The 11,837-nt window shown below is 64.2% G+C and carries 10 protein-coding genes; 4 read left to right on the top strand and 6 right to left on the bottom strand.

All coding sequences use genetic code 11. The annotated features are described in order from the left end of the window. Positions 1-2,262: bifunctional diguanylate cyclase/phosphodiesterase (locus C7416_RS20400; RefSeq protein WP_111520715.1), on the bottom strand; the 2,262-nt coding region annotated here is incomplete at its 3' end. Positions 2,263-2,521: 259 nt separating this feature from the next. Here C7416_RS20400 and C7416_RS20395 point away from each other — a divergent pair. Then, complete coding sequence (locus C7416_RS20395) at positions 2,522-2,722, top strand: hypothetical protein (protein ID WP_111520608.1); 201 nt, start codon at positions 2,522-2,524, stop codon at positions 2,720-2,722. Between the two features lie 3 nt (positions 2,723-2,725). Continuing rightward, positions 2,726-3,040, top strand: coding sequence for a type II toxin-antitoxin system RelE/ParE family toxin (locus C7416_RS20390; RefSeq protein ID WP_111520607.1), 315 nt, complete (start codon positions 2,726-2,728; stop codon positions 3,038-3,040). Positions 3,041-3,073: 33 nt separating this feature from the next. Here C7416_RS20390 and C7416_RS20385 read toward each other — a convergent pair whose 3' ends face one another. Together C7416_RS20385 and C7416_RS20380 are read right to left on the bottom strand one after the other, a co-directional pair. Further along, the gene (locus C7416_RS20385) at positions 3,074-3,907 is read right to left on the bottom strand and encodes a YdcF family protein (protein WP_111520606.1); all 834 of its coding nucleotides are present in this window, start codon (positions 3,905-3,907) and stop codon (positions 3,074-3,076) included. A 30-nt stretch (positions 3,908-3,937) separates the two neighbouring features. Beyond that, positions 3,938-5,716: an SWIM zinc finger family protein gene (locus tag C7416_RS20380; RefSeq protein ID WP_111520605.1), complete on the bottom strand. Its 1,779-nt coding sequence runs from the start codon at positions 5,714-5,716 to the stop codon at positions 3,938-3,940. Positions 5,717-6,307: 591 nt separating this feature from the next. On the opposite strand from C7416_RS20380, the gene C7416_RS20370 reads away from it, so the two are divergent. Then, positions 6,308-7,663 carry an XAC2610-related protein gene (locus tag C7416_RS20370; RefSeq protein WP_111520603.1) on the top strand — a complete coding sequence of 452 codons (1,356 nt, stop codon included), beginning with the start codon at positions 6,308-6,310 and terminating at the stop codon, positions 7,661-7,663. Positions 7,664-7,684: 21 nt separating this feature from the next. Here the strand turns inward: C7416_RS20370 and C7416_RS20365 are convergent, their stop codons facing one another. The 3 genes from C7416_RS20365 to C7416_RS20355 form a co-directional block, all read right to left on the bottom strand. After that, entirely contained in the window at positions 7,685-8,992 is a 1,308-nt protein-coding gene (locus C7416_RS20365) for an MFS transporter (RefSeq protein WP_111520714.1), read from the bottom strand. A 119-nt stretch (positions 8,993-9,111) separates the two neighbouring features. Beyond that, positions 9,112-10,044, bottom strand: coding sequence for a 3,5-dioxohexanoate:acetyl-CoA acetone transferase (gene kce / locus C7416_RS20360; protein WP_111520713.1), 933 nt, complete (start codon positions 10,042-10,044; stop codon positions 9,112-9,114). Between the two features lie 71 nt (positions 10,045-10,115). Beyond that, positions 10,116-10,898: an SDR family oxidoreductase gene (locus tag C7416_RS20355; protein WP_111520602.1), complete on the bottom strand. Its 783-nt coding sequence runs from the start codon at positions 10,896-10,898 to the stop codon at positions 10,116-10,118. Between the two features lie 95 nt (positions 10,899-10,993). On the opposite strand from C7416_RS20355, the gene C7416_RS20350 reads away from it, so the two are divergent. Beyond that, complete coding sequence (locus C7416_RS20350; protein ID WP_111520601.1) at positions 10,994-11,776, top strand: GntR family transcriptional regulator; 783 nt, start codon at positions 10,994-10,996, stop codon at positions 11,774-11,776. Positions 11,777-11,837: the final 61 nt, after the last annotated feature.

Below are 11,837 nucleotides of genomic sequence, written 5' to 3'. Positions count from 1 at the left end.
GGTGATCTCGATGACGAGGCTGCCCACCGGCACGTTCCTGCGCTCGATCATGCTGGACCAGGACTCGGGCCCGCTCGCAGGGGCGCTGAACTCCACTGGTGATTTGTTGACCGAGATCTGGAAGTCCTTGCCCAGCAGCACCTGCCAGCGCGCAAGCTGGTCCAGCGCTTCGGTCAGCACCCAGCGGCCGATGTCGATGATGAGGCCAGATTCCTCCGCAACGGCAATGAAATCGGCCGGGCGGATCGGCCCGCGCACCGGATGGTCCCAGCGGATCAGGGCCTCGGCCTTGCAGACCTTGCCCGTGCGCAGGTCGACAATGGGCTGGTAGTGCAGCGCGAACTGCCCGGACGCCAGCGCCGTGCGCAGGTCCTGCGTGATGCGCAGGCGCTCCCGCTCCACCTGCAGCAGCGCCTGCGAGAAGACCTTCCAGCGATTGCGGCCCTCCGCCTTGGCGGCAAACATCGCCTGGTCGGCGCACACCAGCAGGGCCTCGGCGTTGTCGGCGTCCCTGGGCCAGGTCGCCACGCCGATGCTGGCCGACACCACCACCAACTCGCCGGCCAGGCGGTAAGGCGCGGCAATCCGCTGCAGGATCGCCTGGGCAATGTCCCCGGCAACGCCGGCATCGCCCACCGCGGGCAGGATCACGGTGAACTCGTCGCCGGCCAGCCGCGCCACGGTATCTGTCGCGCGCACCGATGCCGCAATGCGCCGCGCCGCCTCCAGCAGCAACTGGTCGCCCTGGTCGTGGCCGAGGGTATCGTTCACCTCCTTGAAGCGATCCAGATCGATGAACAGCAGCGTCACCGCATCCTGCGTGCCGCGCGAACGCCCGATCTCCTGCTCCAGCCGGTCGAAGAACAGGCGGCGGTTGGGCAGGTCCGTGAGCGCATCGAAATTCGCCTGGTGCCGGATGACTTCCTCCGCCTGGCGCTTCTCGGTCATGTCATGGATCAGCGCAACGCGGCAGCGCTCGCCATACGCGTGGGCCAGGTAGGTATCCACGGTCAGGTAGGCGGGAAACTCGCTGCCGTCCTTGCGGCGGATGAAGAGTTCGCCGCTCCATCTGCCCGTGGCTGCCACGGTGGCCCGCAGGCGTTCGACCAGCCCCGCCGCATTGCCTGCCCCGCTGATGCCATAGCCCGGGCGGCCCCGGATCTCCTGGGCGGTATAGCCGGTGGCGGCGGCAAAGGCCGGATTCACGTCGATGATGGTGCCATCGAGCGACGTCACCACCATGGCCTCGCTGCTGGACGAATAGACCAAGGAAGCGAGCCGCATTTCCTCCATATGGCGCCGTCGCTCCGCCATGGAGCGGCGCAGGCTGTAGTACAACAGGGCAAGCAGCAGCGTGGAAGCCATGGCACCGGCCAGGGCAACGCGGCGATAAACCTCGTAGGGCGCCAGCACCAGGCTGACCGCCTCGCCCACCACGAAATTGAGCCCGAACTCCGGCAAACGGTAATAGCCGAAGACCCGCTCCACGCCTTCGGAGCCCGACATCGCCCGATAACTACCGGTCGGGGGCGACCCGCTGGCGAGGTACGGCCTGTTGCTGACCGCCCTGGCCAGCGTGCCCTCCAGCGCCGGCACGCGCGCAAGGACCATGCCGGAAGTCTTGATGACCGACGCCACTTCGCCATGGCGGTCAGTGAAGGTCTGCGCAAAGCTGGCGAACTGCTCCGGACTGACCGAGACCACGATGACCCCGTCGAAGCGGCCTGCGCGCAGGATGGGACGCGTGAACTGGATCGACCATTTGCGCGAGACCTTGCCCTTCACCGGGTCGCTGATAAACAGCATGTCGCGCCCGCCCGCGTTCTGATGGACCCGGAAATGCTCGCGCCCGCTCAGGTCGACCTTCTGGCCGGGCGCGGGCCCGGCGATGGACGAGTAGATGAGCAGGCCATGCTTGTCGATCACCGACACCTGGAACGACAGGTCCACCACCAGGTTCTGCCGCTCACGCACCATTTCGATGAACCCCGGCTGGCCGGCCAGCCAGCTGGCCCGCAGGTCCAGCAGGAACTCGGACAGCCGCAGGATGCTGGATTTCGAGTACGCGCCGAACGCCTGGGCCTGGGTCTGGGTACGCTTCGCGGCGTCGTGCAGCAAGCGGTCCCGCTCGCTCACGAGCTGATACGCCGCGAACGCCCATGTTGCAATCAGCCACGCCGCCGCCGCCAGGTTCAACGGGGAAAAGACCGCGCGCAGGCGCTGCAGCGCCTTGTCATGGCGGGTGGTCGGGCGTTCTGGCATCAAATGGGTGTCGCAGCGCAGCGAAGTGAATTGACATCCATAGCAGGCTAGTCGAGGTCAGCGTACCCGACAAGCAGGACGCACTTTAGTCCGGTGCTTACCGTGGGGAGTCGGGCGAGCGTGCGCCGAAAGCGGCACGTGGTGATTATGCCCCGCTCGCGAACGCGAGAGGGCGGGTGGCCGAGCGGCGGGCCGCTGCAGGAGGCGCTGGAGGAGAAGATGCCAACCAGGCGGACCACACCCTTGGTAGAATGTCGCCATGGCCCGCTTGACTCCGCCCTCCTCGCAGAAATACCTGATGCCGCGTGCTGCCGACGCCGTTGGTCCGCAGAACGAGGCCGAGCATCGCTTGTATGAGCTCATCGTGGAAGGGCTTAGCAGCGGCGAAGGAACGGAGTACGAGCGTGTAGATGAGTTCGCTGCCGAGTTCCGCGCCCGCCTGCAAAGCCGCAAGCGCTAAGTCGTGGCACTGCGCCTGAAGCTACGTCCCGCCGCGCGCGGTGATGCCGATGCGGCCCAGGATTGGTATGATGATGCCGCCCCGGGTCTTGGCAATGCCTTTACCGACGAGTTTTTGAATGTGCTGGCCTTCCTGGTTGAGCATCCGAGTGTCGGTTCCCGCCGTTACGCCCACCTCTTGCCAGACGAATCGCTGCGCGTCTGGTCATTCGACCGATTCCCCTTCCTGGTGTTCTACCGCGTGAGCGGCGACGTGCTGGACGTCGTGCGAGTTCTGCACGAGCGTCGGGACATCGTTGCGAGCCTGATTGCGCATTGAGCCCGGTTGGCTGCCCGCGGACGACGCTCGGGCTCAATACTCCCTCAGCACCCATCCGCTGATCGCGGCGAAGTACTCGCGGAGCCAGGCGTTATATCGAAGGTAGATCGGCGTTCCAGCCCCGACACCGGCGACTTTGCCAAAGCCAGCCTTCCCGGCAATCTGCACCGCCCGCCGTACATGGAAGTCGCTGGTCACCACCACAACGGGCTCGGTGGCATCGACGCCCTGTTGCTCCAGCAGTCGCCGGCTGAACACCAGGTTCTCTTCAGTACTGGTACTGCGTCCTTCGCGAATCACCCTGTCCGCCGCTATCCCGCGCGCAACGAGGTAGTCGGCCATGATGTCCGCCTCGACACACTGCAGGCCAAAGTCCTGCCCGCCACTCACAACGACCTTGGCCTGCGGCCACCGCTGCGCCTGCGTCAGCCCCTGATCCAGCCGCGCAATCAACGTCGGCGACGCCTTGCAGTTAGGGGTACCGGACCCAAGAATGACGATCGCCTTTACCGCTGTCCCCGCGGGCACGGAGGCGCCCATGCCGCTGCGAATGCCGTAAAAGAACAGCCCGACAGTGACCAGCCACGCAGCAAACGCTATCCATCCAGCATGCCAGAGCCACTGACGGCGCCGATCAGCCTTCCGCCATCGCGCCACGCCATTCCAGCACAACGCGAGCAGCAGGAACGCGATGCCAATGCACGCAGGCAACGTGATGCCGAAGTTGAATAACCCCATGCTCATCAGTGCGACGGCATCGCCGAGCAGGATGGCGCCAATCAGCGCCAGGACAAGGCGTATCCAGCGCGTGCTTCGTTTCACTGCGGGGTTCTTCAGATAGTTGGTTGCTGAATTATTTAACGGCATTGACCACTTGGTAGATCGACCCACAAAACTTCACGACAACTTGTCGAGCAACTTGATGAAGTTTCGCTTCGCACGATAGGTGTCGCGAATCTCTTCCAGCTCTCTGGCGAACTGGGCGCGCTCGCCCAGCTTTTCCCGCAGGCTTCCGATGGCGCACACGATTTCAAATGCCTCGTCATAACGCGCGCTGCGCGTGCCGCTGTCGGCAGCCACTGGCAGCAGCTGGTGATAGAGGGCAATCGCGTCATGGGGATGCGTTCTGGCGCGGCATTCCGCCATCCGCGGCCACAACTGCGTCGCGACCGGGCCGCCGATAAAAACGTCCCAGGCCGCATCGTCCTTGTCTTCGGAGAGGAAGAGCTTGACGAGTTCCGTGCGTGTTGGCTTCTCCCAGTCACGGCGCTTCGATTTTCCGGGCGACTCTTCCTTCTTGACGAGTGCCCACAGATGTTCCAGTGCACGCTCCCGGATCTCTTCATGCCGACCGATGGCCGTAGCGACCTTCGTCAGGACGGCAAACCTGTCTGCCGTGGGATGCATCTCGAAGCGACGCCATGCGAGCGTAGCGGCCTGGTCGAAATCGCCGCGGCGCAGGTATGCGTCGATGCAAAAGTCGAGCAGGCGCAGGTCGACATGCCTGCCCGATTCACCAAGGCCTCGCTCGGCCCACGCTAGGCCCTCGTCCGGTCGGCCGTGCTTCACGCAAGCTTCTGCGATCTGGAGAAAGCGGTACGGACTCGAAAGGTCCTTGGAGAGAATCCCGACCAGTGCATCGATGTCGCCGTCAAGCTCCGCCACGCTTTGCATGGCGTGCTCGATCCGCATCCGGTCAGCATCGATTGGCTGATACCCTTCCTTGCCAGGAGGCAGCGGCGGGAGGGCTTCCCAAGCCTCGCTCACCAGTTCGCGGTAGCGGTTCAATCCACTCTCGCCCATAGGTTCTGCGTAAGCGGGCAAGACATCGAAGTACGTATCCCGCTCACCTTTCATCTGCAGGTGGAACAGCCGCTCCGCGAGCTGCACTGGATCGGGGCGGGTCTGCAGGCATGCATCGTGGTGGACATCGGCCAGCGCCATGATGCCCGGCATCACGCCGCCGCCGGAATCATCGATCTGGTTAAGACTGTTTTCCGCGCCGGCGATGGCCAGTTCGGTGAGTTCGACCACTTGCGCGGCGTGCGGCCCGGCAAGCCTCTGGCGCAATGTATTTGCCAGGGACATCAGGTTGCTGCCATAGTCGTCGGCCTCTCTCCAGTCCAGTGGCCGGGTAATGCGCGTGGCCTGCCGCACGGCGGCTCTCATGCTCGGCAAATCAGACGCCTGCGCCGAACGCGCGGCGATCAGCAGCTTGTCGCGTAGGCTCCGGTCGTGCTCGACGGCTTCCAGCAGCCGTTCCTGCAGCGCGTCCTTGTCCAGCGTCGCCACGTAATCGCGGATCACCTCTCCGTAAGTCTTGCGCTTATTGCGTGGTTTTTTCTCGCGGGTAGGCTCTTCGGGATGGAACACCTCTGCGCCGGAGTTTTCGAGCCAGGCGAGTGCAACGGCTACCGCGTGCTTGCAGAAAATACCCTGGTCGCCTACGGGACAGTTGCAGTCATGGGCAAGCCGGCCATTGACAGAGACGGCCAGCTCGACGCTGTAGCGGTGCGTTCCGCTTACGGTGGCGCGAACAGCGCCATCCTGTTCGTCGAGGCGGGACACGGCGCCGTCATGGAAATAGGCTTTGCCGCGTTTGAACGTCCCGCTGTCGGTGTGCGACTGGACTTCGGCGAGGGTGAGGATTTCAGCGAGATGTGAAGGCGTCGACATGGAGAAGACAAACTTTAAGGCTCAGCCTATGGATGCACGAGTCAATGTTAGCTAATCCTGGGCGCCGGAGAAGCCAACCTGGAGCCATAATGCCTGACATTTGTAGTGCGTCTCGAAACGAAGCGCGTGTGCGAGGAACGATCCCTTGGCGCCAAGACTGGATAACTGTTGCAGCTTCCTTGCTTGCGTTTTCCGTTAGCGCCCATGCCGAACGAATGCCGGCGGCCATCATAGACAGCTGCCTGCTCTTCGACAGGCCGTCGGACGCTTCGATCTCAATCACCGAGATTGAGGGAGAGGCGGACTTTATGGACGACGTTACTGTACCCGGTTACCAGTTATTCACCCCCGGGGGCGCAAACAACAAGCATACGATTGGCTACGCGACCAGCAAGCGCGGAAGCAAGGACTTCATTTTCGTCGGAGCGCATCGAGGGTACATCAGACGTGCGGTCGCTCTTGGACGGCACCGTCCCTCGAGAGTCGAACAACCAATCCTGGCTGCCTATGCCCTGCTGCGCCAACATGGGCGACGATATGTGTGTGTGATGGGGTAACGGATGTGAAGGAGTTCAAGCCAGTGGAGACAAAATGAACATCTCATCCATGAAACTGCCCACTGCCTGGCTGATACTTGGAGTAGCTGTTGCCGGGCACGCCTATGGCGCCGCGTTGACCCCGGGCATCTACCGCATAGACGCCGGTTCCTACCTTACCGCTGTGCAGCGCGCTGACGCCGGGCCCAATAAGCGCATCGAAGAGAGATTCGAGCATGCTTTCCCTGCAGCGGCCGGTGTCACGTATGCCGTGGTGTCGCGCGAAGCGAGATATGCCGAGCCCGAGCGCAACAGGGTGCTGTTCCTGACGGTGGACGGCTACAAGGCCGAGCGTGGCGAACGGTCTTGCATTGCCTATGCCATGCCAGGCTGGAACGACTATTCGACCACCAATCCGTTCTGTGCTGGCGAGGAGGCGCTGTCCGACTGGACCCTTGCTAGCTTTGTCCTGCGCCAGCCGCCGCGGCGACGCGATCTTGCCGGCATTCATATCCCGGCTGAACGTACTCCCACTCAGGACGACAGGGTCGGCTGCCTGCTCGGCGTATGTGACCCTGCCGCCTATGGCAAGTGGATCCAGCGCGTCGAGGTCACCTACCGTACCGATCGCTTTACGCTGGAAAAGGTACGTCCTTACCAGGACATTCTCTTCCTGGAAAACGCGGTCCCAATTTTCGCTTCACGTGAACGCGCGAGTAACCGTACCGAACTGAAGGCCGGAACATTCGTCGCAGTGCTTGACCGTCAGTCTGAATGGTTCGAGGTCGATTACTTCGAACATGGCAATGCTCGCCATGGGTGGATCGATCGCGACGATGCCGTCCCTGTGCAGTGGGTGGCGCAGCGCGCCACGACCCGTGACTTCCGATTTCGCGTAGGCGTGGTACCTGGCGTCAGCGACACGGATGAGCCTCAACCGGTTGCCATTGAAGTGCTGTCGCGGCACGGCGGCCAGCGCCTGCAGGTACTACGCGATTTCGAATCGGATGGCCGCTATGTGTTGGGCGAGGAAGCGATCGATGTGATAGACGCCAACTTCGACGGCCATCCGGATATTGCGATAGGCGGCATGTCTGGCGGCGCTGGCCCTAACAGTACGACTAACGTGTTCCTGTACGACCCGGCGTGGCGCCAGTTCAGATTCTCCCGGGAATTGTCGGAGCTGACCCAGCTGTGGATCGACCCAAAGACGCAAACCGTTCACAGCGCGCAGCGTGGCAGTTGTTGCAGCCATTATTCCGAGGTCTATCGCTACGTGCGTGGCAAGCTGACGCTTGTCTCCAGCAAGGATGAGTACACGAACGGCGAGTGGGTCAGTATCACGACAGGGCGCCTACGCAACGGGAAGATGTACTACCGCGAAACACGTAGGCGACCTGCAGGCGACTGAGCAAGTCCCCCGGTACGCCTGTCATCGCTCCTGCCCCTGCCGCAACGCAGGCGCCACCGCACACGCCACCAGCAGCAGCGCCGCCATGATGATCAGTCCATTACGCGTGCTACCGGTCGCCTGTTCGATCAGCCCCATCACCGACGGCCCGATAAATCCCCCAATCAGCCCGCAGGTATTGATCAACGCCAGTCCGCCGGCCAGCGCCACACCCTTCAGCCGCGACGACGGAAACAGGAACACGATCGACTGCACCACGAAGAACATCAGCGCGGTCAGCGAGAAGCCCGCCAGCGCCATCACCGGGCCGGCGAAGGCGGCGATCAGCAGGCCGCCAGCCATCACGGCCAGTCCCACGCAGAGCAGGCGGCGGCCGCGGCCCGGGGTGTTGGCATGGCGGGGCAGCCAGGCGGCGCCGATGGCGGCGGCAATCCACGGCAGGGAATTGAGCAGGCCGATCTCCACGGATGTCAGCTTGCCGTAGGTGCCGATGATGCCCGGCAGGAAGAAGATCACCGTATAGATCGAGATCTGGTGGCAGAAGTAGATGAAGATCGCCAGCCACACCTGCGGGTCTCGCATGGCGCCAAGGAAGGAGTGGCCCGCCTTGCCGGTGCTGGCATCGGCTGCTTCCGCGGCAAGGCGGGTGCGCACGGCCTGGGCTTGTGCAGGCGTCAGCCATGGCGCGCTGTCGGGTCCGTCGGGCAGCTTCTTCCAGACCACGGCGGCCAGGAACACGGCGGGCAGGCCCTCGAGCACGAACATCCATTGCCAGCCCTTGAAGCCCCAAATGCCGTCCATCGCCAGCAGCGCGCCGCCCAGCGGGCCGCTGACGATGTTGGCGATGCAGACACCCAGCAGGAAGTAGCCCACCGCCCGCGCGCGGTCTTCGCGGCCGAACCAGTAGGTCAGGTAGAGCATCACGCCGGGGAACAGTCCCGCCTCGGCCGCGCCCAGCAGCACGCGCATGATGTAGAAGGACGTCTCGCCCTGGACAAAGGCCATCGCCGCCGACAGCAGGCCCCATGTCACCATGATCCGGGTGATCCAGAAGCGGGCGCCGACCCGGTGCATGATCAGGTTGCTCGGGATTTCCAGGAAGGCGTAGCTGAGGAAGAACAGGCCGGCGCCCAGCCCGTAGGCCGCGGCCGAGATGTTCAGGTCGACCGCGATGTGGGTCTTGGCCAGCGCGATGTTGGTGCGGTCCAGGAAGCTGATCACATACGACAGCACCAGCAAGGGCATGAGCTTGCGGAACAGTAGCGCGGTCAACGGGCGGTCGGTCGGCGCAGCCAGCGGCGGTGCGCCCGAGGCGGGTACGGTCTGCATGTGCGTGGTCTCCATCGGCGGATACGGCGCCGCGCCCGTGGCGCGGGCATCCCGTTCGGCCTGGTTGATGTCTTCGGTGATCGATGCCTGCCCGGGCCGCGCCATGGCGGCCCGGTGGTTCAGAACGCGGTGCCTGCGGCGCCCTTGAGGTCGAGGATGCCGCGGGCTTCGTCGGGCGTGGCGACGTCGATGTTCAGCGCTTCCAGCACGGTGCGGATGCGCTTGACCTGCTCGGCGCTCGATGCGGCCAGCTGGCCCGGGCCGATCCAGAGCGAGTCCTCCAGGCCGACGCGCACGTTGGCGCCCATCGCCGCGCCGATGGTGGCTAGCGGAATCTGGTTGCGGCCGGCGCCCAGGATCGACCAGCGGAACTGGTCGCCGAACAGGCGCTGCGCGGTGCGGTGCATGTGCATCAGGTCTTCGGGATCGGGGCCGATGCCGCCCAGGATGCCGAACACGGACTGGATGAACACCGGGCCCTTGACCAGACCACGGTCGAGGAAGTGGCGCAGGTTGTAGAGATGGCTGATGTCATAGCACTCGAACTCGAAGCGCGTGCCGTTGGCGTTGCCGATGCGCAGGATGTTCTCGATGTCCTGGTAGGTGTTCTTGAAGATCAGGTGGCGGCTGTTCTCCAGGTGCTCGCGCTCCCAGTCGTGACGGAAATCCTTGAAGCGCTCCAGCATCGGGAACAGGCCGAAGTTCATCGAACCCATGTTCAGCGAGGCCAGCTCCGGCTTGAAGGTGGTGGCCGGCAGCATGCGTTCGTCGACGGTCATGTGCGGGCTGCCGCCGGTGGTGATATTGATCACCGCGTCGGTCTCGGCGCGGATCCGCGCGAGGAACGGCCGAAACAGCTCGGGGTCCTGCGACGGGCGTCCGTCCTTGGGGTCGCGGGCGTGCAGGTGCAGGATGGCGGCGCCGGCGCGCGCCGCGTCGATGGCGGCGGTGGCGATCTCTTCTGCAGTCACCGGCAAATGGGGCGACATGCTGGGCGTGTGGATGGCGCCGGTTGGGGCGCAGGTGATGATGGCTTTGGCTCGCTTGGCCATGGTGGTTCCCTTGTCGGTGTTGGTGGTCCGCACCGCGGATAACCCGCGGTGCAAGGAATGCGAGGGGCGCGCTAGCTGAGCGCCTGGGTCAGGCCGTCGACGACCATCTCCTGCCCGTGCACGCTGGCGGCCTGGTCGCTGCACAGAAAGCGCACCATGTTGGCGATATCGCGCATCGTCACCATGCGGCCCAGCGCCGCCTGCGAGGTGTAGTCGCGCGTCACTTCCTCCAGCGGCTTGCCCAGCGACTCGGCCTTCGCGGCAATCACGGCGCGAATGCGCGGCCCATCGACCGCCCCCGGCAGCACCGTGTTGACGCGGATGCCATCGGCGCCCAGTTCCAGCGCCAGCGACTTGGTAAAGCCCACCACCGCCCATTTCGAGGCGGAGTAGGCCGAACGACCCGGCATGCCGAGATGCCCGGCGGCGGAAGACAGGTTGACGATCGACGGCGAGCGCCCCTGCCGCAGGCGCGGCACCGCGGCGCGGGCGCACAGGAACTGGCCTGTGATGTTGACCGCCAGCGTGCGTTCCCAGTCGGCCAGCGACAGCGTTTCGACGCCGCCTGTCGGTCCGGCAACGCCGGCATTGTTGACCAGCACGTCAAGGCCGCCGAAGGCTTGGTCCACCGCCTGGAACAGCGCCTCGACGTCGCTTTCCTTCGACACATCGGCCCTGACGGCCACCACGCCCGGCAATTCGGCGCAGACGCGCTCCAGTCCGTCGCCGGCCACGTCGCAGACCGCGACGCGGGCGCCCGCTTCGGCCAGCGCCCGTGCAATTTCCAGCCCGATGCCGCTGGCACCCGCAGTGACCAGCACGCGTTTGCCGGCGAGCGATTCATCCTTCCACATGGTCTCAATCTCCTCAGGGCAGGCCGATGCCCGCCTTCCGGACGAAGATTAAAACTGTGATCACAGATCAAATATAGAGAATAACCCTATGTGCTATGCTTCGCCGCATGAGCCTGAATGACCTTGTGACGCCTCTCGTCCGCCAGACCCTCAGCCGCGACGTCTACACGCAGTTGCGCGAGCTGCTGGTCAGCGGCCAGATGATGCCGGGCGAGCAGATTTCCCTGCGCAACATCGCTGCCGCACTGGGCGTCAGCGTGATGCCGGTGCGCGAGGCGGTGCACCGGCTGGTCGCCGAACAGGCCCTCGAACTCACGCCAAACCGCGCGCTGCGCGTGCCGCGCATGAGCGTCAGCCAGTTCGAGGAAATCACGAAGATCCGGATCGAACTCGAGGGGCTCGCCACCGCGACCGCGGCAGAGCGCATCACCGACGAGGAACTGAAACAGGTACAGGCGCTGCACCGCCGCTTTGCCGACGAGATGGCCAAGCGCAATCCTGACGGCGCCGATGTCATCGCCGCGAACCAGGCCTTTCACTTTGCCGTCTACGCGGCGGCGCGCATGCCGATCCTGCTGCAGATGATTGAGTCACAGTGGCTGCGCATCGGGCCGATCCTGAACCATGATCTGCGCTCAGGGTCGCGACGGGTGGAGGAACGGGTGGCGGTCAAGCATCACGACAAGCTGGTTGAGGCGCTGCGCAAGCATGACGGTGCGGCGGCGTGCGCTGCGTTGCGAGGCGATATTGAAAGTGCTGCGGCTTATATCGTCTCGGCGGGGGTGCTAGTTAATACGGAGACAGCTGAGAGGACGGAAGCTACGTTGATGGCTGTGAAACGCGGTACGAAGGCAGGGCGTGCCGGGATGAAGGACTGATCTGCGTCAGCCATGCCGCCTTCTCACCCATATCAGCGGGCTATAAAAATGGCCTAAATCA

Origin of the sequence: Cupriavidus phytorum, from assembly GCF_003254285.1 — a bacterium.
GTDB lineage: Bacteria > Pseudomonadota > Gammaproteobacteria > Burkholderiales > Burkholderiaceae > Cupriavidus > Cupriavidus phytorum.
This window is presented reverse-complemented; position numbering and strand designations above follow the sequence as displayed.

Excerpts from the sequence above, each read along its gene's own strand:
- C7416_RS20395 (WP_111520608.1), top strand. The coding sequence starts at position 2,522 with ATGGCCCGCTTGACTCCGCCCTCCTCGCAGAAATACCTGATGCCGCGT.
- C7416_RS20385 (WP_111520606.1), bottom strand. The coding sequence starts at position 3,907 with ATGCCGTTAAATAATTCAGCAACCAACTATCTGAAGAACCCCGCAGTG.
- C7416_RS20380 (WP_111520605.1), bottom strand. The coding sequence starts at position 5,716 with ATGTCGACGCCTTCACATCTCGCTGAAATCCTCACCCTCGCCGAAGTC.
- C7416_RS20370 (WP_111520603.1), top strand. The coding sequence starts at position 6,308 with ATGAACATCTCATCCATGAAACTGCCCACTGCCTGGCTGATACTTGGA.
- C7416_RS20365 (WP_111520714.1), bottom strand. The coding sequence starts at position 8,992 with ATGCAGACCGTACCCGCCTCGGGCGCACCGCCGCTGGCTGCGCCGACC.
- kce (WP_111520713.1), bottom strand. The coding sequence starts at position 10,044 with ATGGCCAAGCGAGCCAAAGCCATCATCACCTGCGCCCCAACCGGCGCC.
- C7416_RS20355 (WP_111520602.1), bottom strand. The coding sequence starts at position 10,898 with ATGTGGAAGGATGAATCGCTCGCCGGCAAACGCGTGCTGGTCACTGCG.
- C7416_RS20350 (WP_111520601.1), top strand. The coding sequence starts at position 10,994 with ATGCTTCGCCGCATGAGCCTGAATGACCTTGTGACGCCTCTCGTCCGC.